General features: G+C 74.2%; 22 protein-coding genes and 1 tRNA gene. 11 read left to right on the forward strand and 12 right to left on the reverse strand.

Annotation, left to right across the window (positions count from 1 at the left end):
* Nucleotides 1-67 precede the first annotated feature (67 nt).
* Nucleotides 68-631, reverse strand: coding sequence for a DUF1707 and FHA domain-containing protein (locus OG447_RS28580; protein WP_266940313.1), 564 nt, complete (start codon nt 629-631; stop codon nt 68-70).
* Nucleotides 632-741: 110 nt separating this feature from the next.
* On the opposite strand from OG447_RS28580, the gene treZ reads away from it, so the two are divergent.
* Nucleotides 742-2,505, forward strand: a complete 1,764-nt coding sequence (gene treZ, locus OG447_RS28585; protein WP_266940314.1) for a malto-oligosyltrehalose trehalohydrolase — start codon at nt 742-744, stop codon at nt 2,503-2,505.
* A gap of 25 nt (nt 2,506-2,530) precedes the next feature.
* On the opposite strand, the gene OG447_RS28590 is transcribed toward treZ, so the two are convergent.
* Both OG447_RS28590 and OG447_RS28595 read right to left on the reverse strand, forming a co-directional pair.
* Nucleotides 2,531-3,655, reverse strand: coding sequence for a Xaa-Pro peptidase family protein (locus tag OG447_RS28590; RefSeq protein ID WP_266940315.1), 1,125 nt, complete (start codon nt 3,653-3,655; stop codon nt 2,531-2,533).
* A complete protein-coding gene (locus OG447_RS28595) occupies nt 3,645-4,541 on the reverse strand; it encodes a LysR family transcriptional regulator (protein ID WP_266940316.1) in 897 nt (298 codons plus the stop codon). The genes OG447_RS28590 and OG447_RS28595 overlap by 11 nt, the downstream gene beginning before the upstream one ends.
* Nucleotides 4,542-4,606: 65 nt before the next feature.
* Between OG447_RS28595 and OG447_RS28600 the strand changes: the two genes are divergently transcribed.
* Nucleotides 4,607-5,389, forward strand: coding sequence for a hypothetical protein (locus OG447_RS28600; RefSeq protein WP_266940317.1), 783 nt, complete (start codon nt 4,607-4,609; stop codon nt 5,387-5,389).
* Nucleotides 5,390-5,463: 74 nt separating this feature from the next.
* Nucleotides 5,464-5,536 (forward strand) — tRNA-His (locus OG447_RS28605).
* 228 nt (nt 5,537-5,764) lie between these two features.
* Here the strand turns inward: OG447_RS28605 and OG447_RS28610 are convergent.
* Nucleotides 5,765-7,828: a phosphocholine-specific phospholipase C gene (locus OG447_RS28610; RefSeq protein WP_266940318.1), complete on the reverse strand. Its 2,064-nt coding sequence runs from the start codon at nt 7,826-7,828 to the stop codon at nt 5,765-5,767.
* A 311-nt stretch (nt 7,829-8,139) separates the two neighbouring features.
* Here OG447_RS28610 and OG447_RS28615 point away from each other — a divergent pair, with 311 nt between their 5' ends.
* The 5 genes from OG447_RS28615 to OG447_RS28635 all read left to right on the forward strand — a co-directional run bounded on the left by OG447_RS28615 (nt 8,140) and on the right by OG447_RS28635 (nt 13,636).
* Nucleotides 8,140-9,162 (forward strand): 3-oxoacyl-ACP synthase III family protein, encoded by a 1,023-nt coding sequence (locus tag OG447_RS28615; RefSeq protein WP_266940319.1) that lies wholly within the window; start codon nt 8,140-8,142, stop codon nt 9,160-9,162.
* The gene (locus OG447_RS28620) at nt 9,159-9,902 is read left to right on the forward strand and encodes a glycosyltransferase family 2 protein (protein ID WP_266940320.1); all 744 of its coding nucleotides are present in this window, start codon (nt 9,159-9,161) and stop codon (nt 9,900-9,902) included. The genes OG447_RS28615 and OG447_RS28620 overlap by 4 nt, the downstream gene beginning before the upstream one ends.
* Nucleotides 9,902-11,377 carry a class I adenylate-forming enzyme family protein gene (locus tag OG447_RS28625; RefSeq protein WP_266940321.1) on the forward strand — a complete coding sequence of 492 codons (1,476 nt, stop codon included), beginning with the start codon at nt 9,902-9,904 and terminating at the stop codon, nt 11,375-11,377. Before OG447_RS28620 ends, OG447_RS28625 begins: the two co-directional genes overlap by 1 nt.
* Before the next feature lie 169 nt (nt 11,378-11,546).
* Complete coding sequence (locus tag OG447_RS28630) at nt 11,547-12,689, forward strand: cytochrome P450 (protein ID WP_266940322.1); 1,143 nt, start codon at nt 11,547-11,549, stop codon at nt 12,687-12,689.
* Nucleotides 12,686-13,636, forward strand: coding sequence for an NAD(P)-dependent oxidoreductase (locus OG447_RS28635; protein WP_266940323.1), 951 nt, complete (start codon nt 12,686-12,688; stop codon nt 13,634-13,636). The genes OG447_RS28630 and OG447_RS28635 overlap by 4 nt, the downstream gene beginning before the upstream one ends.
* Here the strand turns inward: OG447_RS28635 and OG447_RS28640 are convergent.
* From OG447_RS28640 to OG447_RS28675, 8 genes are all read right to left on the reverse strand, one after another.
* Entirely contained in the window at nt 13,602-14,195 is a 594-nt protein-coding gene (locus OG447_RS28640) for an ATP/GTP-binding protein (RefSeq protein WP_266940324.1), read from the reverse strand. The genes OG447_RS28635 and OG447_RS28640 overlap by 35 nt on opposite strands.
* Nucleotides 14,182-14,553 carry a DUF742 domain-containing protein gene (locus tag OG447_RS28645; RefSeq protein WP_266940325.1) on the reverse strand — a complete coding sequence of 124 codons (372 nt, stop codon included), beginning with the start codon at nt 14,551-14,553 and terminating at the stop codon, nt 14,182-14,184. The genes OG447_RS28640 and OG447_RS28645 overlap by 14 nt, the downstream gene beginning before the upstream one ends.
* The gene (locus OG447_RS28650; protein WP_266940326.1) at nt 14,553-14,972 is read right to left on the reverse strand and encodes a roadblock/LC7 domain-containing protein; all 420 of its coding nucleotides are present in this window, start codon (nt 14,970-14,972) and stop codon (nt 14,553-14,555) included. The genes OG447_RS28645 and OG447_RS28650 overlap by 1 nt, the downstream gene beginning before the upstream one ends.
* On the reverse strand, nt 14,969-17,236 hold the full coding sequence (locus tag OG447_RS28655) for a sensor histidine kinase (protein ID WP_266940327.1): 2,268 nt from the start codon (nt 17,234-17,236) through the stop codon (nt 14,969-14,971). Before OG447_RS28655 ends, OG447_RS28650 begins: the two co-directional genes overlap by 4 nt.
* A gap of 326 nt (nt 17,237-17,562) precedes the next feature.
* Nucleotides 17,563-17,976, reverse strand: coding sequence for a peptide-methionine (R)-S-oxide reductase MsrB (msrB, locus tag OG447_RS28660; protein ID WP_266940328.1), 414 nt, complete (start codon nt 17,974-17,976; stop codon nt 17,563-17,565).
* A 15-nt stretch (nt 17,977-17,991) separates the two neighbouring features.
* On the reverse strand, nt 17,992-19,389 hold the full coding sequence (gene murC / locus OG447_RS28665) for a UDP-N-acetylmuramate--L-alanine ligase (protein ID WP_266940329.1): 1,398 nt from the start codon (nt 19,387-19,389) through the stop codon (nt 17,992-17,994).
* A gap of 60 nt (nt 19,390-19,449) precedes the next feature.
* Entirely contained in the window at nt 19,450-19,917 is a 468-nt protein-coding gene (locus tag OG447_RS28670) for an indole-3-glycerol phosphate synthase (protein WP_266940330.1), read from the reverse strand.
* A gap of 148 nt (nt 19,918-20,065) precedes the next feature.
* Entirely contained in the window at nt 20,066-20,839 is a 774-nt protein-coding gene (locus tag OG447_RS28675) for a pyrimidine reductase family protein (RefSeq protein ID WP_266940331.1), read from the reverse strand.
* 36 nt (nt 20,840-20,875) lie between these two features.
* Here OG447_RS28675 and zapE point away from each other — a divergent pair, with 36 nt between their 5' ends.
* The 3 genes from zapE to OG447_RS28690 all read left to right on the forward strand — a co-directional run bounded on the left by zapE (nt 20,876) and on the right by OG447_RS28690 (nt 24,081).
* Nucleotides 20,876-21,985 carry a cell division protein ZapE gene (gene zapE, locus OG447_RS28680; protein ID WP_266940332.1) on the forward strand — a complete coding sequence of 370 codons (1,110 nt, stop codon included), beginning with the start codon at nt 20,876-20,878 and terminating at the stop codon, nt 21,983-21,985.
* Nucleotides 21,986-22,047: 62 nt separating this feature from the next.
* Complete coding sequence (locus OG447_RS28685; protein ID WP_031146334.1) at nt 22,048-22,476, forward strand: OsmC family protein; 429 nt, start codon at nt 22,048-22,050, stop codon at nt 22,474-22,476.
* 261 nt (nt 22,477-22,737) lie between these two features.
* Complete coding sequence (locus OG447_RS28690) at nt 22,738-24,081, forward strand: alkaline phosphatase PhoX (protein ID WP_266940333.1); 1,344 nt, start codon at nt 22,738-22,740, stop codon at nt 24,079-24,081.
* The last annotated feature ends 2 nt before the right edge of the window (nt 24,082-24,083 follow it).

Here is a 24,083-nt window from a genome sequence, read left to right on the forward strand (position 1 = left end):
AGCACCATCTTGCGCCCCCGCCCGGACCCGCCCCGCCCGGACCCGGCCTCCGGCGGACGGCGCTCCGTCAGCTCGCCGAGAGCCGGAAGTCGACCTTCCCGAAGCTGATCTGGTCCCCGTCCCGGACCACGGCCGAGCCCGTCACCCGGCGCCCGTTGACCGTGGTCCCGTTGGTGGAGCCCAGGTCCTTGAGCACCCACACCCCGTCCCGCAGCCGGAGTTCCGCGTGCATCCGGGAGACCGTCTCATGGGTGAGCCGCAGCCCGTTGCCGGGGTCGCGGCCGATCCGCAGCGTCCCCGTGCTCGGGTGCGGGAGGAGCAGCTTGGGCAGCCTCTCGGCGGTCCAGGCGCGCCGGACGCCGACCGTGACGGCGGAGGCCCGGCCGACCCAGCCGAACAGCCGGCGGGTCCAGGGGCTGGCCTCGCCCTCCCGGCCCGCGAGGTCGGCGGTGAGGACCGCGAGGTCCTCCGACCGCCGGGCGACCAGCGCCAGTTCCATGCGGCGCAGGAACGTGTCGTGCGACAGTCGGCCCAGGGCAGCGCCCTCCCGGAGCTGACCCAACGCCTGCTCGCGCTCCGCGTCGGAGAGCCGCGGCGCGGGATAGGAGGCAAATTCGAAACTGGATGTCACAGGGTGATTGTCGGCCCGTCGGGGCCGGAGTGTCCAGAACTCCCCCGCGACGCCCGGAATGATGGGCACGATACGCATGCTGGACACCGCCGGAGACGAGGGGACCGTCCGTGCAGTTCGAGGTGTGGGCACCGCTGACAGGTCATGTCGCCATGCGACTGGACGACGCGACGTACGACATGGCGCGCGACCCGGACCGGGACGGCTGGTGGTTCGTCGAGGCCCCGGCCGCCGACGGGAGCCGCTACGGGTTCCTGCTGGACGGCGGGTCGAGCGCGGGAGGCGTCGTCCGGCCCGACCCGCGAGGACGCCGGCTGCCGACCGGGCCCGACGGGCTGTCGGCCGTGGTCGACTTCGCGGCCCTCGTCCCGGAGCCGGCGGCCCCGGGGCCGCGCACCCCGCTCCAGGACGCAGTCCTGTACGAGCTGCACGTCGGCACCTTCACCCCGGAGGGCACCTTCGACGCCGCGGCCGCCCGGCTCGCCCACCTGGCCGGGCTGGGCGTCACGCACGTGGAGCTGATGCCGGTCTGCCCCTTCCCCGGCCGGCACGGCTGGGGGTACGACGGGGTCGCGCCCTGGGCCGTCCACGAGCCGTACGGCGGCCCGGCGGGCCTCGCCCGCTTCGTGGAGGCCGCGCACGCCGCGGGGCTCGGCGTGGTGCTCGACGTGGTCCACAACCACCTCGGCCCCTCCGGCAACCATCTCCCCGCCTTCGGGGCGTACTTCACCGACACCCACCACACCCCGTGGGGCGCGGCGGTGAACCTGGACGCGCCCGGCTCCGACGAGGTCCGCGCCTACTTCCTCGGCAGCGCGCTGGCCTGGCTGCGCGACTACCGGATCGACGGGCTGCGCCTCGACGCGGTGCACGCGCTGGTCGACGGACGGGCGCTGAGCTTCCTGGAGGAACTCGCCGCGGCCGTGGACGAACTGGCGGCGGAGACAGGCCGGCCGCTGTTCCTGATCGCCGAGTCCGACCAGTGCGATCCGCGCACCACCACCCCGCGCGCCGAGGGGGGCCTCGGCCTGCACGCCCAGTGGAACGACGACTTCCACCACGCCCTGCACTGCGCGCTGACCGGCGAATCCCAGGCGTACTACGCGGACTTCGCCGAGGCCCCGCTGACCGCCCTCGCCAAGACCATGACCCGGGCCTTCTTCCACGACGGGACCTGGTCCTCCTTCCGGGGCCGCACCCACGGGCGCCCCCTGGACCGCCGCCGGACCCGGGCCCACCGCTTCCTCGGCTACACCCAGACCCATGACCAGATCGGCAACCGGGCCATCGGCGACCGGCTCGCGGCCTCCCTCTCCCCCGGCCTGCTGGCGTGCGCCGCGACCGTGGCACTGACCGGCCCGTTCGTACCGATGCTGTTCATGGGCGAGGAGTGGGGCGCGGGCACCCCGTGGCAGTACTTCACCGACCACCCGGACCCGGAGCTCGCCGAGGCGGTACGGACCGGCCGGCGGCGGGAGTTCGCGGCGCACGGCTGGAAGGCCGAGGAGATCCCCGACCCGCAGGACCCCGCCACCCGGGACCGCTCCTGCCTGGACTGGGCCGAGCCGGAGCGGCCCGGGCACGCGCGCCTGCTGGCCTGGTACCGCACCCTCGTCGCGCTCCGCCGCACGCACCCGGACCTGCGCGACCCGGACCTCGCGGCGGTCCGGGTCGCGCACGACGAGGAGCGGCGCTGGCTGACCTTCCGCCGGGGCGACGTACGGGTGGTGGTGAACCTCTCCCCGGATCCGGCGACGATCGCGCTGGGCCGCAACGGCGTGCGGGTGCTGGCCTCCTGGGAGCCCGTCCACCATCCGGGCCCGGACGGGCGGATCCACGTTCCGGGCGAGTCCGCGGTGGTCCTGGCCCCGTAGGGGGTACCAGCTGCGTCCCGTCGGGCTATTCGACGATCGCCAGCTCGCGCGGGGCGTTGTTGAGGCGGCGCACCCCGTCCTCGGTCACGGTCACGATGTCCTCGATCCGGACGCCGAACCGGCCCGGCAGGTAGACCCCCGGTTCCACGGAGAAGCACATGCCGGGGACCAGGGGCTGTTCCTCGCCCTCGACCATGTACGGCGGCTCGTGGGTGGTGACGCCGATGCCGTGGCCGGTGCGGTGGATGAAGCGGTCCCCGTAGCCGAACTCGGTGATCACCGCGCGGGCCGCCCGGTCCACCTCCTGGCAGGCGATGCCCGGGCGGACGGCCGCGGTGGCCGCCTGCTGGGCCTCGCGGACGATGTCGTGGACGCGCTGCTCCTCTGCGCTCGGCTCCCCGACGTGCACGGTGCGGGAGATGTCGGAGCCGTAGCCGTCCCGCAGTCCGCCGAAGTCGAGCACCACCATGTCGCCGTGCCGGATCACCCGGTCGGCGGCCTCGTGGTGCGGGTTGGCGCCGTTGGGGCCGGAGCCGACGACCGTGAAGTCGACCTGGGAGTGGCCGTGCACGCGCAGCAGGGAGGCCAGATCGGCGGCGACGTCGCTCTCCCGGCGTCCGGCGAAGGGCAGGTGCAGGACCTGCGCGTAGGCGGCGTCGGCGGCCGCGCCGGCCGCCGCGAGGCGTTCCAGTTCCCGTTCGTCCTTGACGGCGCGCAGCATGGGCAGGGCGTCGGTGAGGGGCACGTACGAGGTGGTGGGCAACTCCCGCTGGAGGCCGAGGAGGTGGAGGGCCCAGGTGTTGTCGCTCACGCCGAAGCGCCCGGCGACGTCCAGCAGGGGTGAGGCCACGGCGTACGGGTTCTTGCCGTCGGCCCAGTCCCGCAGGGTCAGCGCGGAGGCGCCCGGTGCCTTGGCGGCGTCGGGGGCCTCCAGCGCGGGCACGACGAGCACGGGGTCCTGCCCGGCGGCGAGCACGAGCAGGGTGAGCCGCTCGGTCTCGGCGGTGACGCGGTATCCGGTGAGGTGGGCGAGGTCGGGCCCGGGGGCGATCAGCAGGCCGGCCAGTCCCGCGTCGGCGGCGCTCTGTGCGGCGGCGGCCATCCGGGCGGCGTAGTCGGCCGCGGTGAAGGGGGCGGGGTCAGTGGTCATACGGGGATCCTGCCGTGAGCCGTGCGGCAAGGGCAGCGGCCGCGCCGGTCGGGGCGCCGGGCGAGAGCAGTTCCGTACGGTGCACCAGGCGCGGCGCGGACAGCGGTACGGCGGCCCCCGCCCCGGCGGCTGCCGCGGCCCCGGCGACACGGTGCGGCAGCACGACGAGGCCGTGTCCGGCGAGGGCCAGCGCGCAGAGTCCGTGCAGGTCGGTGCCCTCGTAGCGCATGGCGGTACGGGAGCCCGGGCGGGCGGTGATCCCGGCGGCGCCGACCGGCAGGCCCACCCCGGGGGCGTCGAGCCAGCGCGCGTCGGCGAGGTCCGCCAGCCGGAGCGCGGCCCGCCCGGCGAAGGGGTGCCCGGCGGGCAGCAGCACGGCCAGTTCCTCCTCCCCCACGCCGGTCACGGTCAGCGGGGCCACGTCGGGCAGCCGCAGCGGGTCGCTGGGCGCGGCCAGGCCGTCGACCAGGCCGAGGTCGCAGCCTCCGGTGGCGACGGCGGCGGGCACCTCGGCGGGCGGCAGCACCCGCAGCGTGACGCCGGTGGCGGGCAGGGCGGCCGGCAGCCGGGGCCCGAGGGCGAGCGGGGACACGGCGAGCGTGACCCGCCCGGGCGGTGCGGCGGCCAGCCTCAGCACGTCGGCGCGGGCGGCGTCGAGCCGCAGCAGCAGCGGCCCGGCGTGTTCCAGGAGCCGCACTCCGGCGGGGGTCGGCGCCACCGGCCGCCGGGTGAGCAGCTCGGCGCGCAGGTCCCCTTCCAGGGCGGCGATGTGCTGCGAGACGGCGGACTGGGTGTATCCGAGCTCCCGGGCCGCCCCGGAGAAGGAGCCCAGGCGGGCGACGGCGACGAAGGTGCGGAGCAGGTGCGGATCCATGCCCATCAGCATTGCTTATCGATCATGCAGGAACAATCGTTGGCGCTGAAGCGGGATCCGGTCGCAGGATGATCCGCATGACCACCGCACCGATCGCGCGGGTCGCCCTCGTCGGCGACCGCTCCCCGCACGTGACCTCCCACACCCGGATCCCGCTGCTCCTCGAAGCCCTGGCCATGCGCGACGGACTCGTCCTCGACGCGTACTGGATCCCCACCGGCGACGCCGCGGCCGAGGCCGCCTCGGGGGCCCTGGCTCGCTTCGACGCCGTGTGGGTGCTGCCCGGGAGCCCGTACGCCAGCGAGGCCGGGGCGCTGGCGGCGATCCGGACGGCCCGGGAGGAGGGCATCCCCTTCCTCGGGACCTGCGGCGGCTTCCAGCACGCCCTGCTGGAGTACGCCCGCAGCGTCTGCGGTCTGGCGGGGGCCGCGCACGCCGAGCAGGACCCCGGGGCCGAGGACCCGCTGATCGCGCCGCTCGCCTGTTCGCTGGTGGGGCACTCGGGCCTCGTACGGGCCGAGGCCGGGTCGCTGGCCGAAGCCGCGCTCGGCGCGGAGCGCTCGGTGGAGCACTACCACTGCGACTACGGGCCCGCGCCCCGGCACCTGCCGGTGCTCGCCGCCCACGGGCTGCGGCTGTCGGGGCACGACGAGGACGGGCAGGTGCGCGTCGCGGAGCTGCCCGGGCACCCCTTCTTCCTCGCCACCCTGTTCCAGCCGGAGCTGGCCGGGGACGGGACGAGGCCGCACCCGGTGATCCGGGCCCTCGCCGCGGCCGCCGTCGCCCATGCCGCCCGCCGTACGGACGGGGTCACGGCCCGGCTCGCGGCCACCCTCGCCGGGAGCCGGTCCGCCGGATAACGCGTCGCGGGAGCACCCCGCTGATCGGCTATGCTGTGCTTGCACATCGAACGGGTGGTCCGCCGCCCGTCGTGGTGGGTGTAGCTCAGTTGGTAGAGCACCTGGTTGTGGTCCAGGTGGCCGCGGGTTCAAGTCCCGTCACTCACCCTGTAGGTCCCCTGGGGGTACGAGGTTCTTCCTCGTACCCCCAGGGGTCTTTTTTGCGCCCCGCGCCCCGCGCCCGGAGGCGACGCCGTACGTTCCGCCCTGCGGGCCTGCAGTCCAGCTCACCGATGTGAGCCGGTACCGCTTCTCGGCGTGCGGCCACGCCCGCGAAGTTAACGCAAGCGTTAACCTCGCGGGCGGTGGAGGCGGCGGTTCACCCGTCCGGGAGCGTCAGACGGTCTTGATCGCCGGGTCGGAGACCCCCGGCGCGCCCGTCTCCACGTGGCCGGCGAAGCGGCGCAGGAAGGTGCTGTCGGCGTCGGAGACGACCTTGACGTCGTACCAGCGGGCCGTCGTGCGGAGGTCGACCGTGTGGGTCACCGTGGCGCCGGGGTTGACCTTGAAGGTCTGGGGCGCGCCGCCGTAGGCGTTGGTCACGGTCAGGTTCACCGCGGCCGTGCCGGAGTTGGCCATGCTGAGGGTCAGGTTGCCGGTGGCCGCCACGTGGCGGGCCGTGACCTCGGGGCCGGCCTTCTTCGCCGGGCCCTTCCAGGTGCGCAGGAAGCCGTTCGGACCCCAGACCGTCAGGTTGATCTGGTTGCCGGTGGAGCTGCTGGTGCTCCAGGTGTCCGAGAGGGTCTTGCCCGCCTCGACGGTGTACGGCCAGGGGCCGTCCGTCCGGTTGCCGGAGGTGCTGTGGAAGTGGGCGCCGAGGGCGGGACCGCTGGCGAAGGTCAGGGTGAACTTGCCGGTGGACACGGTGGCCTTGCCGTCCACGTACGGGCTGTAGCCCAGGGCGCGGGTCGGCTTGGAGCCGGCCTCCTGCTTCGGGAGGGTGCCCGTGGCCGGCACGGTCGGGTAGTAGGACGGGTGGCGGTCCTTGTCCGGCGGGACGTAGCCGGCCGTGGACGGGAGCGCGGCGGGGGCCGCGTCCGCCTGGGTGAAGTCGAAGGCCGAGGTCAGGTCGCCGCACACGGCGCGGCGCCACGGCGAGATGTTGGGCTCCTGCACCCCGAAGCGCTTCTCCATGAAGCGGATCACGGAGGTGTGGTCGAAGGTCTCGGAGCAGACGTAACCGCCCTTGCTCCAGGGGGAGACCACGATCATGGGGACGCGCGGGCCGAGGCCGTACGGGCCGGCCGCGTAGCCGGAGACGCCCCCTGTGTACAGGTCGCCGGTGACGCTCGCCGTGGACAGGCCCCAGGCCGAGGAGGCCGGCGGGTACGGCGGGACCACGTGGTCGAAGAAGCCGTCGTTCTCGTCGTAGGTGATGAACAAGGCGGTCTTCGCCCACACCGCCGGGTTCGCGGTGAGCGCGTCCAGGACCTGCGAGATGTACCAGGCACCGAAGTTCGTCGGCCAGTTGGAGTGCTCGCTGAACGCCTCGGGGGCGGCGATGTAGGAGACCTGCGGCAGGGTGCCGTTCACCACGTCGGCGCGCAGCCGGTCGAAGTACCCTTCGCCCGCCTTGACGTTGGTGCCCGTGCGGGCCTTCTCGTACAGGGCACTGCCGGGCTGGGCGTTGCGGTAGGTGTTGAAGTACAGCAGCGAGTTGTCGCCGTAGTTGCCGCGGAAGGCGTCGTTGATCCAGCCCCACGAACCGGCCGCGTTCAGGCCGTCGCCGATGTCCTGGTAGACCTTCCAGGAGACGCCGGCCGACTCCAGGCGCTCGGGGTAGGTCTTCCAGCCGTAGCCGGCCTCCTGGTTGCCCAGGACCGGGCCGCCGCCGGTGCCGTCGTTGCCCGTGTAACCGCTCCACAGGTAATAGCGGTTGGGGTCGGTGGCTCCGATGAAGGAGCAGTGGTAGGCGTCGCAGACGGTGAAGGCGTCGGCGAGGGCGTAGTGGAACGGGATGTCGTTCCGCGTCATGTACGACATGGTCGTGGCCGTCTTGGCCGGAACCCACTTGTCGTACTTGCCCTTGTTGTAAGCCTGCTGGCCTCCGGCCCAGTCGTGGTTGAGGCCCGTGAGGAACTGCATTCCGAGGTCTTCCACCTGCGGGTTGAAGGGCAGGATGTCCTTCGTCCCGTTGGACTGGTGGAAGACGGACTTGCCGTTGTCCTGGACTACGGGCCGGGGGTCGCCGAAGCCGCGTACGCCCTTCATCGCCCCGAAGTAGTGGTCGAAGGAACGATTCTCCTGCATGAGGACGACGACGTGCTCGATGTCCTGGATCGTTCCGGTGCTGCCCTGCGCCGGGATGGCCGCGGCCCGCGCGATGCTCTCGTTCAGCATCGCGACGGCTGCCGTGCCTCCGGCGATCTGGAGGAACCTGCGACGGTTCAGCTCTGTCATGGGTGACGACCTCTGGGAGTGATGGGGGGAGTCGGGGGCGCCCCAAGGACAGCGGTCCCGGGGTACCGGACGGGGATCAGCTCGTGACACGGCGCCGTACACCTGGCGAACGAAAGACCTCCGGAGCGGGCCGCACCTGCCGCCGGCGCCGAATGCAGGGAGGGTAAAGCAGCGCCCGGCGGCACAACAGGCCCCGGCGGCACGCTCTTTGCACGGCGACCGGTTCCCGTCCCGCGTACTCAGCCGGGCCGCACCGCGATATGAGCATCCCTACTCAGGACCCGGCGGGCCCTGCTTGCCATAGTGTGAACATGCTCTTTCAGCCATCCGACCCGCCGCAGCGCGCCGGGATAACCGCCGTCGGCAGCCAGCTGCCCGAGCAGGTCCTGTCCTCGCAGGACCTCCAGCGGGAGGTGGCCCGGCGCAGTGGCCTGACCCTGCCCGCGACCCTGCTGAAACAGGCCACCGGGATCGTCTCCCGCCGGGTCGCCGACGAGGGGGTGTACGCCTCCACGCTCGCCGTGGGCGCCGCCCGCCGGGCCCTGGACTCCGCCGGGCTGAACCCGCTCGACATCGACCTGCTCGTCTTCGCCTCCGCCTCCCGGGACATGGTCGAACCCGCCACCGCGCACATCGTGCAGGCGGAGCTGGGCTCGCGGGCCCACGCCCTGGACGTCACCAACGCCTGCAACAGCTTCGTCAACGGGATCGACCTCGCCCGGTCCATGGTCCTGGCCGGACGGGCGCGGCGGGCCCTGGTGGTCACCGGGGAGACCCCGAGCCGGGCCGTGTGCAAGGACCCCGCCGACTTCGCGGAGTTCCGGCGCGGCTTCGCGGGCTACACCTTCGGGGACGCGGGGGCGGCCGTCGTCGTGGAGGCCGTGGAACGGGGCGGCGTCCTCCACGTGGACACCGAGACCCACTCGGAGCACTGGGAGGTCGGCGGCATCCCCGGCGGCGGGTCACGGCACCCGCGCGGGGACGCGTACACCTACTTCCGCGGCGACGGACACGAACTGCGGGGCGTCTTCGAGAAGGTGGGCACCGCCGTCATCGAGCGGACCCTGCACCGCACGGGCCTGGACTGGGACGGCTTCGCCAAGGTGCTGGTGCACCAGGTGACCGTGCCCTACCTGGAGCGGTTCGCGGAACTGACCGGGGTGCCCGCCGGAAAGCTGGTGGTGACCGTGCCCGAGCTCGGCAACATCGCGAGCGCGAGCATCGGGGTGCAGCTGGACCGGGTGTACGGGGAGCTGGCCCCGGGCGAACGGGTGCTGTTCGTGGGCCTCGGCGGCGGGATCAGCATCATGACCATGGTCTGGGAGAAGTCATGAGCACCAGCCTGTGGGTGGTCGTACCCGCGCACGAGGAGGAGGCCCGGCTGGCCGACACCCTGCGGGCGCTCGCCGCGCAGCGGGACCGGGACTTCACGCTGCTGGTCGTCGACAACGCCTCGCGGGACGGCACGGCGGCGATCGCCCGCACGTTCGCGGCGCGGGCGCCCTTCCCCGTCGAGGTGATCGAGGAGCCGCAGAAGGGCGTCGGGTCCGCCGTGGACACCGGCTTCCGGTACGCCATCGACCGGGGCGCCGCCCTGCTCGCCCGCACCGACGCCGACTGCCTGCCCCGGCCCGGCTGGACCCGCGCCGCCCGGAGCGCCCTCACCCGCAGCCCGGGCCTGATCTGCGGCCGGATCACCGCCCGGCGCGACGAGCACGGCCCCCTCGGCCGGGCCGGGTTCGGCGTCCTGGTGGCCCTCGCCGCGCTCTTCGGACGGCTGCGGCCCGAACACGCCCGGCGCAACGGCTACCGGGCCCCGTACCGCATGCACGCCGGGAACAACATGGCCATCACCGCCGAGCTGTACCTGGCCGTCGGCGGCATGCCCCGCCGCCCCTCCCCCACCGACCGGCTCTTCCTCAACGCCGTACGCCGCCACACCGACCGCATCACGCACTGCCGCGAGATGGTCGTGGAGAACTCGACGCGGCGCCTGCGGGCCTACGGCATCGCGGGCACCGCCCGCTGGTACCTGGACCAGGGCAGCGGCCGCCACGGAACGGACCCCCGCTGATGCTCGACCGCCTCGACCACGCGCTGCGCAGCCGCCCCGAGCGGCCCGCCGTCCTCACCGCCGCCCGCAGCGGCGCAGCCCGGGTCCGCGCCACCCGCGGCGAACTCGCCGAGCTGGGCGACGCGTACGCCGCCGCCCTGCACGCGCGCGGGCTGCGCGCCGGGGACACCGTGGGCGTCGCCGTACGCCCCGGCCCCCGGGCGCTGGCCGTACTGCTCGCCCTGTGGCGGCTCGGGCTGCGCGGGGCCGTGCTCGACCCCGGCGCGGGGCCCGACGTCCTGCGCGCCCGCCTCGCCCTGGCCCGGCCCTCGCTGGTCCTCGCCGATGCCACCGCCCAGGCGGTGGCGGGCTGGGCCCGGCCGCTGGCCCGGCGGGCCCGGCTCGCCCTGCCGGACCTGGCGGAACTGGGGCCGGTGGCCACCGTCGGACCGCGGCTGCCGGGCTGCGCGCCCGCGCTGGACCCGGCGGCGCCCCGGACGGGGGTTCCCGTACACGGCGACCACGACGGGGACGCGGTGATCGTCTTCACCTCCGGGACCACCTCCCTGCCGCGCGCCGTGGTCCACAGCCGGGCCGGCCTGGCCGCCGGCATGGCCACCGTCGCCGCCCTCTTCGACGCACGGCCCGACCGCCCGGTGCTCGGCGGCACCTTCTTCGTCCTGGTCCCCGCGCTCACCGGCGGCGCCCCGGTGGCCCTCCCGGCCCGCACCCCCCGGGTGCTGGCCCGCCAGCTGCACCGGCTGCGCCCGCAGGACACCTACCTCACCCCGCCCCAGCTGCGGGACGCCCTCGGCGCGGGCGCCCGCTTCCACGGGCGGGTCTGGACGGGCTCGGCTCCCGCCGGCGCCGCGCTGCTGGAACGGGTCCGGGACGCGGGCGCCGACCAGGCGTGGGGGGTGTACGCGCTCACCGAGCTGTTCCCGGCCGCCGCCGTCGAAGCCCGTGAGAAGGCCGCCTTCGAGGGCCCCGGCGACCTGGTCGGCGCCCCGCTTCCGGGCGTCCTCGCCAAGCCCGACGCGGACGGCCAGCTGCTGCTCGCCGGGGACGCCGCCCGCCACCGCTACCTCGGGGAGGAACCCGACCCGTGGGTGCGTACGGGGGACCGGGCGCGGCTGGACCCCGCCGGGCGGATCGTCCTGGAGGGCCGCTGCAAGGACATGGTGCTGCGCCGGGCCGAGAACATCTACCCCGGCCTGTACGAACCCGCCCTGCACGTGCCGGGCGTGGAACTGGCCCTGCTCGTCGGGGTCCCGGCGGGCGAGGGCGACGAACGCCTGGTGGCCGTCGTACAGCCGCGCCGCGGCTCGGCCGAAGGCGCCCTGCGCGCCGCCCTGGCGGAACCGATCCGGCGCATGGGCACCGCCCGCCCCGACGCGCTGCTGTTCGCGGACGTCCCGCTGTCGGGACGCTCCCGCAAACCGGACCGTGCGGCGACGGCCGCCATTGCGGCGCGACGCCTGGGCCTGACGAGGTGACCGCCTCGATTCTCCCCGCAGGCGGGTCCGGGGCTCCCCTGGGCCACCGGCTCCGGCCCTGGGCCTGTCTTTCGGATCGGGCCAGGCCCGTGGCGCCCGGCCTGACCCGAAAGACGGGCCCGAGCGCCGCGCCGCCCGCCGTACTCCACCCACCAGCAGGAGCCGCCCGATGACCAGCACGTCCTCCACGCCGGGCCTGCTCACCACGTCCGCCGCCGCCCCGGCCGGGGCCCAGGCGCGGGCCCGGCGACGCGACCGCCGGGTCTACCTGGGCAGCCATCCCGTGCTGTTCGGGCTGCTCGCCGCGGTGCGCGGGCGGCCCGTCCGCCGGATCGGCGGCACCGTGCTGGTGCACGGTGCGGAGGCCTACCGGCAGGCGCTGACCCGGCTGCCGCTGGACCGGACCGCCGAGGGCACCACGGGGGGCGCGGCGCGCTCCGCGCTGGCGGGCGAGGGGGATGTGCTCTTCGACCAGGAGGGCAGCGGGCACCGGTCGGACCGGCGGGACCTGGCCGGTCAGCTCTCCGCGGCCGGGGTGGCGCGGCTGCGGGCCGGGTGGCAGCCGCTGCTCGTACGCCGCCTCGAACCCCTCTCCCGGGGCGGCGCGGTGGACCTGGTCGGGCTCTCCCGGGAGCTGGCCGGCTCGGTGGTCTGCGCGCTGCTGGGCTCGGACGCCGATCCGCGTGCCGTGGCCGCGGCCGCCGCCGAGGCAGCGGCCGCCTCCGTACGCAGCCACCTGCCCGGGCCGCGCCGCCGGCACGCGGAGGCCGCGGCGGTCCGCTCCGCCGCCCGGCTGCGGGACCTGCTGGCCCCGGCGGAGGGGGCGCTGGCCGCGATGGTGGCTGTGGCCGCCGTCAACACCACCGTGGCCGCGCTGCCGCGGGCGGTGGCATGGTGCGCCGATGCCGGGCTGTGGGACCAGGCCGCCGACGAGGCGCTGCGCCCGGTGCTGGCCGCCGAGCTGCTGCGGGTCACGGCCGCCTCGCCGCTGCTGCCGCGGGTGGCCGCCGCGGACGGCACGGTGGGCGGCTGCCCGGTGCGGGGCGGCGACCGGCTGCTGCTGGTCGCCCGGCACGCCGCCGGGGCGCACCGGCTCGACCCCGACGCCCGGCGGCCGGCCGGGCCGGGGACCGCCCGGCTGGTGTTCGGCGCCGGGCCGCACGCCTGCCCCGGAGCCCGGCTGGCCGAGGAGCTGCTGGCCGACGTACTGGCGGCGCTGGCCCCCGCGCGGCCGGTGGTGACGCGGGCCCGGGTGGACCGGCGGGCGGCCCTGCCGGGCTGGCGGACGCTGCTGGTGGAGGCCCGCGCATGAGCATCCGTATCGCGGTCACCGGGGCGAGCGGCTTCTGCGGCGGGCACGTGGCCCGGACAGCCGCCGCGCGCGGGGCGGAGGTGGTGTGCTTGGGCCGCAGGCCCGGCCCGCTGGGCGAGCACCGCTTCTGGGACGCCGCCCGGGGCGAGCCGGACCTGACCGGAGTGGACCTGGTGGTGCACTGCGCGGCGGCGGTCGGCGATCCGGCACCCGGCTCCCGGGCGGAGGCGCTGATGCGCGCCGTCAACGTGCACGGTACGGAGCGGCTGCTGCGGGCGGCGGCCGGCCGGCCCGTGGTCTGGATGAGCAGCGCCAGCGTCTACGACCCGCGCCTCGACCGGAGCCTGGTCGGCGAGGACCACCCCCGCGCCGGCCACCTCAACGCGTACGGCCGTACCAAGGCGGCGGGCGAGGCCCTCGCGCTGGCCGGCGGCGCGGTGGTGCTGCGGCCGCGCGCGGTCTACGGGCCGGGCGACACCCAGCTGCTGCCCCGGCTGCTCTCCCGGGTCCGGGCCGGGACGCTGGCGCTGCCGGGGCCGGACGTCCTGCTCAGCCTGACGGCGGTGGAGAACCTCGCCGACGCCTGCCTCGCGGCGGCGGGCTGGCCCCCGGGGGCGTACAACGTGGCCGACGCCGAGCCGTACGCCCGTGACCAGGCGGTACGGGAGGTCCTGCGGGCCCATGGCGTCCGGGCCCGGATCCGGCACCTGCCGCTGCCGCTGGCGCGTGCGGCGGCCCGGTTCGCGGAGTCCCTGCCGACCGCCGAACCGGCGCTGAGCCGCTACGCGGTGGACCAGCTCGCCCACCCGGTGGTCCTGGACACGGCCAGGGCCCGGTCCCGGGGCTGGACCCCGGGCCGGACCCTGGCGGACTACCTTGCCTCGGCGCCCGCGGGCGACCGGAGCGGGCGCGTCAGACCGTCGCCACGGCCCCCGCGTCGGCGATGAGCCGGTCGAGGAGCGCGAGCAGGCAGCCGCGGACGTCGGGGCGGGAGCGGGCGTCCAGCAGGAGCACGGGGGTGTTCGGGTCGCGCAGGTGCAGCGCCGCCCCGATCTCCTCGGCGGTGTAGGGCTGCTCGCCGTGGAAGCAGTTCGCGCCGACCACGAAGGGCAGTCCGCGGCTCTCGAAGAAGTCGACCGCGGGGAAGCTGCGGTCCAGGCGGCGCGTGTCGACCAGCACGATCGCCCCGAGGGCCCCGTTCAGCAGGTCGTCCCACATGAACCAGAAGCGCTCCTGGCCCGGCGTGCCGAACAGGTAGAGGACGACTCCGGCGTCGGTGAGGGTGAGGCGGCCGAAGTCCATCGCGACGGTGGTCACCGACTTGGACTCGATGCCGTCGAGGTCGTCGACGCCGACACCGGCGGCCGTCAGCCGCTCCTCCGTGCGCAGGGGCTCGATCTCGGAGACCGTCTCGACCAGGGTCGTCTTGCCGACTCCGAACCCCCCGGCGACGAGGATCTTGACGGGGGCCGCTTCCCGCGGGGCGGGAATGTCATATCCGGGCAAGGTTGTCCCTGATTCTCATGAGCAGGTGGACGTCGGTGGTCTCGGCCCCGTCCAGGGGCGACCGGTGGTGGATCAGCCCGCGGTCCGCGAGTTCGCCCAGGAGGAGCGTCATCGGGGTGAGGCGGATGTGCATCCGGGCCGCGATCTCGGCGACCGCCAGGCCGCCCGGCGGCGCGCACATGGCGAGGATGGCCTGCCACTCGGTGGGCAGGCCGCCCAGCGCGTCCCCGTCGACCGCCGCCGTGATCGTGGTGTCCATGGTGAGGACGGTGCGCGGCGCGGCCGTACGCCCGTCGGTCAGGGCGTACAGCCGCGTACGGCGGCGGCGCGCCGCGGGCTGTGGCTCGTCCTGCGGCATTACGCGGTCGGCACCTGGCCGCGCTCCGGGGTGCCCAGCCACTCGCCGAGCGCCTGGGCGGTCCGTACCGCCTCGCCGCCCAGCTCCCCGAGGCGGGCCTTGCGGGAGGTCACCACGATGAGCGTGCTGCCCTCGCCGCAGCTGACGATGCACAGGTACCTGTCGTCCATCTCGACGAGCTGGCGGATGACGCGGCCGCCCTCGACCTCCCTGGATATCGCCTTCATCGTGGCCGCGATGCCGGAGGCCGCGGCCGCCATGCGCTCGGCCTGGGGCTCGTCCAGCAGGTAGGCGCTGAGCTTGATGCCGTCGTTGGACAGCAGCACCGCTCCCTGGATGCCGGCGATCCGGTTCAGGTTGTTGTCCAGAACGCTGTAGATGGCGTCGTTGAATGCCGCTGTGTTCGATGAGGTAGTCATGGCCGATCCCGTCGGAGCTCTTCTTCCACTGTCTGGGTCCCGCGTTCGTAGTCCGCCCAGGCGTCGGCCACCTCTTCGGGTGTCGCCGCGTCCGGCCGGAGGGCTGTTTCCGGGGCGCGGGGCTCCCGTAGCTGCTCGGCGATGTGGGTCTGCGGGACCCGCTCGGGCAGCGCCGGCCGCGTGGGGGCGGCCGACAGGGCCGGCCGGACCGCGGGCACGGGCTCGGGCGCGGGCACCGGCCCGGGCACACGCGCGGGCAGCTGCGCGGGGCGGCTCGGCAGCCCGGCGGCCGTGTGCCGGACCGGCTCGGGCCCCCGTTCCACGGAACGGCGCGGCACCGGGACGGCGGCGGGCAGCTCCAGGGCCGCGGGCGCGGGCACGGTCTCGCGCGGTGCTTCCCCAACGGTCTCCACCAGGAGTCCCCTGGGGATGATCACCACGGCGGAGGTCCCCCCGTACACCGAACGGCGCAGGGTGACGGTCGCCCCGAGCTGGTCGGCGAGGTGACCGACCACGAAGAGCCCGAGCCGGTGCGCGTTCTGCGCCAGGACGGAGTACGGCGGTGCCTGGTGCAGGCGCCCGTTCATCTCCTCGTACCGCTCGGGGGTCACCCGTGGTCCGCGGTCCTCGATCTCGACCGACAGCCCGTCCGCGACCAGCTCGGCCCGGATGACCACCTTCGACCGCGGCGGGGAGAACCGGGTGGCGTTGTCCAGGAGCTCCGCGAGCAGGTGGCTGACCTGGCTGATCGCCTGCGGTTCCACGCTGGTCTCGTCCAGGGCCTGCCGCTCGATGCGCCGGAAGTCCTCGACCTCCGCGGCGGCTTCGCGCAGCAGGTCGGCGATGCGCATGGGCTCGGTGTGCGGGTCGGGGACCTCGCCGCCCGCCAGGATGAGGAGGTTCTCGATCTGCCGCCGCATGCCCACCGTCAGCTGGTCGGCGCGCATCAACTGGGCGAGCAGCGCCTCGTCGTGGCCGAAGGTGTCCTGGAGGTCCTCGGTGAGGCTCAGCTGGCGGCTGACCAGGTTTCCGGTGCGCGAGGCGATGCCCGTGGCGAACAGGCCGAACCCGTGGCGCTCGGCCGCGAGCTGCCGGTGTCCGTCGACGGACACGGCGACGGCCCGGGCGAACGCGTCGCTGATGCGTCCGACCTCGTCCCGGTCTCCGCGCACCGCCGGCAGCACCTCGGCGTCGACGGGCTGTCCGCGCTGGAGCCGGGCGACGACGTCGGGGAGGGTTTCCTCGGCGACGGTCACCGTGCGGTCGTGCAGGTCGTGCAGCCGGCGCAGCAGCGATCGCGTGGTGAACACGACGACCACCACGACGACCAGCAGCCCGCCGCCGCTTCCCCCGATGAGCCAGGCGACCTCGGTGTCCAGCTCCGCGGCCTTGGCCTCGCCGCGCGTGAGTACTTGGCGCGCCCGGTCGACGTTGAGGGTGGTCATCTGCACCGAGAAGTTCGCGTGCGCGGACCGCCAGCCGCTGACTTCGGCGGGCAGCTTGACGCCGGACTGGACGTCCGTGTGCCCGGAGATGACCGCGTTCTCGATACGGACCTTCGCCTGCCAGTCCGGGGAGGCGGTGATCCGCTCGTAGAACCGCCGGTCCCGCTCGGACAGGTTCGGCACGATCCACGTGTCGTGCAGGTACCGCTGGGCTCCCACGGCGGCGGTGAACTGCTCGAAGCCGGCCGCGCTCAGTTGCCTGGACGGCCCGGTCAGGGCCAGGATCGTGTCCTCGCGCGCCACCATCTCGCTGGCCGAGAGCATCGACACCACGGGCCGGCTCTCCTGGACGAGTTCGGAGTCCTCCGCGTGGCTGAATTCCTTCTGGTACGTCTGGATGACCGCGTCGATCACCCCGGTGTAGTAGGCGAGCGTGCTGTCGGCGCCGCCGGTACGGGCGTCCGCGCGCTGGCGGTACGCGGCCAGGCCGTCGAGCCGCCGGTTGACCTCGGCGAACGCGTCAGCGCCGGCGGCCAGTCCACGGAAGGTGGCCACGCCCTTGTCCGTGGCCTCGCGCCGGCCCCGCAGCTCCTCCTCGGACCCGGCGGTGCCCGACCACAGCGCGGCGGTCATCGTCCGCTCGGCCTGCATGCCGACCATGAGCGTGTACAGCGGGGCGCCGATCCGCTCGGAGGCGGCGACATCGGCCCGCAGGTGCTCCGACTGGGCCAGCAACCGCTCGGCGGTCACCGCCACTTGGGCGCCCATCGCCGCGGTGGGGAGCACGGCCAGCCAGATGAGCATGGTGCGCAGGCGCACGGTTCGCCGCCGACGGGGCTTCGACTGCCCTGGTATGCCTTCGGGTTCTACGGGAGACATCGGACCTCGGGAACGGGGGCGCTGGGGCGGCCGGGCGGACGGACCGGGCTCAACCGGTCCGACTGCGGCGGTATCTGAGGATGCCGATCATAACCAGCCATCCCGAAGAAACAGATAGGTGTCTTCCGCGGCCAAAGCGTGCTAGTGGCGGCGGATCGTCCCAGGCGGGAGACCTGATCGGAACCCAACCGCGACGTCCCCGACACCAGGACGGGCCCTCCCGACCGGCACGAGGTCGAAAGGGCCCGCTACGGGCGCGTGCGGGGTCAGCCCCCGTCGGAGGCCGGGTTCAGCCGCAGGGAGATCGAGTTGATGCAGTACCGCTGGTCGGTGGGCGTGTCGTAGCCCTCGCCCTCGAAGACGTGGCCCAGGTGGGAGCCGCACTTCGCGCAGCGCACCTCGGTGCGGACCATGCCGTGCGAGGTGTCGGCGATCAGCTCGACGGCCTCGGTGTCCTTCGGGTCGAAGAAGGACGGCCAGCCGCAGTGCGACTCGAACTTCTCCGACGAGCGGAACAGCTCCGACCCGCAGCCACGGCAGGAGTAGACGCCCTCCGCCTTGGTGTCCGTGTACTCACCCCGGAAGGCAGGCTCGGTGCCCGCGAGCCGCAGCACCTGGTACTCGGACGGCGTCAGTTCCGCCTGCCACTGCTCGTCCGTCTTCTCTACCTCGTACGACATCGTTCTTCCCGCTCCCTAGTTCGTCAGGCGGGCCAGGATGGCCGGACCGAGGTCCGTGACGTCACCCGCGCCCATGGTGAGAACGAGATCACCGGGCTTGGCCATTCCCGCGATGACGTCGGCGACGGCCTCCTTCGCGTGCTCCGCGGTGACGTCGGCGCCCGCCGCCCGGGCGGCGGCGATGATCAGCTCGCTGGTGATCCCCGGGATCGGGTCCTCGCGGGCCGGGTAGATGTCCAGGACCACGGAGGCGTCGGCGAGGGCCAGGGCCTGGCCCATCTCCTTGCCCAGTTCCTGGGTCCGGGAGAAGAGGTGCGGCTGGAAGACGACCAGGATGCGGGAGTCCCCGGCGGCGCCGCGGATGGCCTCCAGGTCGGCGGTCATCTCGGTGGGGTGGTGCGCGTAGGAGTCGATGACCTGGACGCCGGCCGCCTCGCCCTTGAGCTGGAGGCGGCGCTTGACGCCGGTGTACTTGCCGAGGGCGGAGGCCAGGTTGTGCGCGGGGATGCCGAGGGCGACACCCGAGGCGAGGGCGGCCACCGCGTTGTGCGCGTAGTGGCGGCCGGGCACGGAGACGGTGAAGGTGAGCATCCGGCCGCCCAGCACGACGGTGACCTCGCTGGTCAGGCCGCGCGGGACGATCTTGACGATCTGGACGTCGGCCTCGGGCTCCTCGCCGTACGTGACGATGTCCAGGCCGGGGTTGCCGCTGACCCGGGCGGCGATCTCGGCCGCGCCGGCCTGGCCGTGGGCGACGACGAGGGTGCCGCCGGGCACGACCTTGGAGACGAAGGTCTCGAAGGACTCGTAGATCTCCTCGATCGACGCGTAGTTCGCGTGGTGGTCGAGTTCCGCGTTGAGGATGATCGCGACCTGCGGGGCGTACTTGTGGAAGGTGCGGTCGCTCTCGTCCGCCTCGGCCACGAAGATGTCGCCCTCGCCGTGGTGGGCGTTGGAGCCGGGGGCGTCCAGGTCGCCGCCGATGGCGTACGAGGGGTCCAGGCCCAGTGCCGAGAGGGAGACCGCCAGCATCGAGGTGGTGGTGGTCTTGCCGTGCGTACCGGCGACGGCGATGGGGCGCAGGCCGTCCATCAGACGGGCGAGGGCGTCGGAGCGGTGCACGACGGGGATGCCCAGCTCGGCCGCGCGGGCCAGCTCCGGGTTGTCGGCGCGGATGGCGCTGGAGACGACCACGCAGGTGGTGTCGGGGGCGAGGTTGCCGGCGGCGTGCCCGCCGTGGACCGTGGCGCCGTGGGCGCGCAGCGCCTGGGCGGTCTCGGAGTCACCGCGGGTGTCGCTGCCGGCCACCTGCGCGCCGCGCTGGGCGAGGATCTTCGCGATGCCGGACATGCCGGCGCCGCCGATGCCGATGAAGTGGGGCCGTTCCATGGCGGTCGGCAGGCCGGGCTTCATTCAGGTCGCTCCAGGATCGAGTGCTGTGCTTGTGCGCTTTCGAGCTCTGACGGCCCCAGCCTATTCGTTGTGGGCGAAGAGCTTGAGCACCGGAACCCCTACCTTGTGTCGGGCGCGGGAGGCCCAGTCCCGGTGGAAGAACTCCTCCACGAAGTGCGGGGCGGTCAGGACGATCACCTCGTCGGCCCCGGTCTCCTCGACCACCGACTTCAGCTTGTCGAGCGGGTGGTCCTCTACGATCTGCCCGATGACGTTGGCGCCCTTCCTCCGCAGGGCCTCCATGGAGTGCTCCAGGGCCAGCTCGGCGGGGCCGCGGGCGTCCTCGCCCTCGGGTACGTCTCCCTCGCGGATGGCCTCGGGGAGCTCACCGAGCGCCACGTCGTCGATGGCGCGCAGCAGGCGGTCCTGGTCGCCGCGGGGTTGCATGAGGACGACGAAGGAGACCGAGTCGTCCCCGTGCAGGGTGGTGACGAAGTCCACGTCCACCGTGGTCAGCGGCTGCTCGATCATCAATACGCTCGTGAACACGGACGCCCTCTCCTTCATGGGCCGAGGCCGGCCGGCCGGCCCCTGCGGAAACCATCCTGCCCCGCTGTCGCACGGGGCCTTGCGCAGACATGTCTGCCCAGTTATGTGCCCAGCAGAAGCTAAGCGGAACGAGAAATTCCGCCCCTTGTCAGATCCGACGGTAGCTCGTGAAGAGGAACCCGGCCTCTTCCAGTACACAGGCGGGCGCGAGCCGGTGCGGAACCGCGACGGAGGGCCCGCCGGCGATCCGCTGGGCGTCGCCTGCCGTGAGCATCGGCGACAGCGTCAGGCACAGCTCGTCCAGCGCGTCGGCGGCCACGAACTGGCCCAGCAGCCGGGGCCCGCCCTCGGTGAGCTGGCGGCGCAGCCCCCGCCCGGCCAGCTCCCGTACCGCACGGGCCGGGTCCACGGCCGCACCGTCGCCCGCCACCACGACCTCGACCCCCGCCTTGACCGCCTCGGCCACCCGGTCGGAGGGCGCGGTGGCGCCGGTGACCACCAGGGTGGGCACCAGGGGGGAGGTGAACAGGGGCAGCGTGAAGTCCAGGTCCAGGCTCGCGGTGACCACCGCGACGGCGGGGGCGGGGCCCTGTCCGGCGGCCGCACGGCGGGCCGCGAAGGCCTCCCGGGCGCGGGCCGGGCGGTAGCCCTCCTGGCGAACCGTTTCCGCTCCGACGACCACCACATCGGCCAGCGCCCGCAGGGTGCCGAAGATCCGCATGTCGGTCTCGCCGGAGATCGGCTGCGAACGGCCGTCGTGCTGGGCCGCGCCGTCCAGGGTGGAGACCATGTTCGCCCGCAGCCAGGAGGCCCCGTCGTCCAGCACGGGATAGGCGTAGGCCTCGGCCAGCTCGTCCAGCGACCACTCCCGGTCGGCCTGGGCTGCTGATGTCTGATCGGTCACAGGGAACAGGCGTCGCATCCGGGCAGTGTGCCACGCCCCGTAGAGTTAAGAGCTGTGTCAACATCACTCTCCGCCCCCGGTGCCGCCCCCGGCCGGCCCCCGATAGCCGATGTGGGGCCCCAGGCCCTGTGCGCCCGCGAGCCCCGCGTGCCCGCCGAGCGGCTGGTGGCCGAGATGGTGCCGCCACCGCGCTTCGACTCCGTGCGCTTCGACACGTACGACCCGGACCCGACCCAGCCGAGCCAGACCGAGGCCGTCACCGTGCTGAGCGGTTTCGCCGCCGGGCTCGGCGGGGCGCACGCGAGCGGCGCCGGCAAGCGCCGCTGGTTCGCCCGGGCCCCGAAGAACACCGCCCCCGCAGGCCCCCGCGGGGTCTACCTCGACGGCGGCTACGGCGTCGGCAAGACCCACCTCCTCGCCTCGCTGTGGCACGCCACCCCGGCCGAGCCCGCGCTCAAGGCCTTCGGCACCTTCGTGGAGCTGACCAACCTGGTCGGCGCGCTGGGCTTCCAGCAGACCGTGCAGACCCTGGGCGGCCACCGGCTGCTGTGCATCGACGAGTTCGAGCTGGACGACCCGGGCGACACCGTGCTGGTCTCCAGCCTGCTCAGCCGCCTCGTCGAGCAGGGCGTGGCACTGGCCGCCACCTCCAACACGCTGCCCGGCAAGCTCGGCGAGGGCCGCTTCGCCTCCGCCGACTTCCTGCGGGAGATCCAGGGGCTCTCGGCGCACTTCCGGCCGCTGCGGATCGACGGCCAGGACTACCGCCACCGCGGCCTGCCCGAGGCGCCGGCCCCCTTCTCCGACGAGCAGGTGACCAAGGCCGCGTACGCGACCGAGGGCGCGAGCCTGGACGACTTCCCCGGCCTGCTGGAGCACCTGGCCCGGGTGCACCCGAGCCGCTACGGCGCGCTGACCGACGGGATAGCGGCGGTCTGCCTGACCGACGTCGGCCCGGTGCCGGACCAGTCCACGGCGCTGCGGCTGGTGGTGCTGGCCGACCGGCTGTACGACCGCGAGATCCCGGTACTGGCCTCCGGAGTGCCCTTCGACAGGCTGTTCAGCGAAGAGATGCTGAACGGCGGCTACCGGAAGAAGTACTTCCGCGCCATATCGCGGCTCACCGCGCTGGCGCGCGACGCGAAACCCCTGGTCTCCCAGTAGGTTTGGCACGGCCGGGCTCCTGCTGGCGCCCGGCCGTTCCCACTTCTGCGAAGGGATCCACCATGGCTGCCACACGCAACGCACATGCCGTCTGGGAAGGCGATCTGCTCGAGGGCAAGGGCGTCGTCACCCTCGACTCGTCCGGTCTCGGCAGTTACCCCGTCTCCTGGCCGGCGCGGACCGACGAGGCGGCGAACGGGCGGACCAGCCCGGAAGAGCTGATCGCCGCGGCGCACTCCAGCTGCTTCAACATGGCCTTCTCGAACGTCCTGGCTAAGGCGGGCAACCCGCCGGCCAAGCTGACCACCTCGGCCGCCGTCACCTTCGTACCCGGCAAGGGCATCACCGGCATCCACCTCACCACCGAGGGCGAGGTGCCCGGCCTGGACAGCGACGCCTTCGTCGCCGCCGCCGAGGACGCCAAGGCGAACTGCCCGGTCAGCCAGGCCCTCACCGGTACGACGATCACCCTGAGCGCGAAGCTCGTCTGACGGCTCCGGCTGGGCTCAAAGAGCCGGGGCTCCGCGCCTCAAACGCCGGCGGGGCTGGGTTGCCCTGCGGGCAACCCAGCCCCGCCAGGCACTTTCAGCCTCGCCGGCGTTTGAGGCGCGGGGTCCGGGGCGGAGCCCCGGGGCGGCCGGCAGGCCGCTGCCCCCGGAGCCGAGCCCCCGCAGGGACCCGGCAGGGCCAGTAGGGGGAACCCCGGCGAGGGAACGCCCGCCGCAGGCGGCCCGGTGTGGTACCACGGGCCGATGTCCGTCCCCCGACGCAGCCTGCTCGCCGCAGGCACCATCGCCTTCAGCGGAGCGCTCGGCGCCCTCTTCGCCGGCAGCCCCAGTGCCGCCCGGCCGACCCGGGGGTACGGGGCCCTCGTACCCGATCCGCGCGGGCTGCTCGACCTGCCGGCCGGGTTCTCCTACCGGGTGCTCTCGCGGGCGGGCGATCCGCTCCGCTCCGGCGAGGGAACCGTTCCGGCCAACTGTGACGGCATGGCCGCCTTCGGCGCCGGCGCAGGCCGGGTGCGCCTGGTCCGCAACCACGAGAACCGCACCACCGCCGCACTGCGCGTCCCCGCCGTCGCGGGTCTGACGTACGACCCCGAGGCCCTCGGCGGCTGCACGGTCCTCGACCTCGGCCCGGACGGCCGGGTCACCGGCGAGCGCGTCGCGCTCGCCGGTACCGCCGTCAACTGCGCGGGCGGCCGGACCCCCTGGAACACCTGGCTGAGCTGCGAGGAGACCGAGGACCGGGCGGGCGCCTCCGGCTACGCGCTGGACCACGGCTACGTCTTCGAGGTGCACCCCGCGGATCCGCACCGCTCCGGCGCCGTCCCGCTCACCGCCCTGGGCCGCTTCGCGCACGAGGCGGTCGCCGTGGACCCGTACCGCGGGGTCGTCTACGAGACCGAGGACGCCTTCGTCGAGCCCTTCGGGCTGTTCTACCGGTTCCTGCCGCGGCGCCCGCTGGGCGGGCCCGGCTCGCTGCGGGCGGGCGGCGCCCTGGAGGCCCTGCGCGTGCCCGGGGTCGCGGACCTGGCGGCGGTGGACGAGCCCGGGGCCGAGTTCCCGGTCGAGTGGGTGCCCGTACCGGATCCCTCGGCGGCCGGGACCCCGATCCGGCTCCAGGACTTCGGGCCGGGCGGGATCACCCACGCCCAGAAGCTGGAGGGCTGCTACTGGGGCGGGGGCCGCGTGCACTTCGTCTCCAGCTACGCCCGCAGCAGCGAGGGCGCGGCCGCCGACCACCACGGGCAGGTGTGGTCCTACGACCCGCGCCGCGCCAGGCTCCGGCTCGACGTGCGCTTCGGCCCGGCCGCCGACGTCCAGCTGCCCGGGGACTCCCCCGACAACATCTGCCTGGCGCCGGACGGCGGGCTGATGGTCTGTGAGGACGGCGGGGGCGCGCAGTACGTCTTCGGGGTGACTCCGGGCGGCGAGGTCTACCCGATGGCCCGCAACGCCGAGGACATCGGGCGGCCGGGGGCCCCGGAGTGGGGCGAGTTCGCCGGGGTCACCTTCTCGCCCGACGGGCGGACGATGTACGTCAACGCCTACACCCCGGGTACCACCTTCGCGGTGACCGGCCCCTGGCACTGACC

The organism is Streptomyces sp. NBC_01408 (genome assembly GCF_026340255.1).
Taxonomy (GTDB): Bacteria; Actinomycetota; Actinomycetes; order Streptomycetales; family Streptomycetaceae; genus Streptomyces.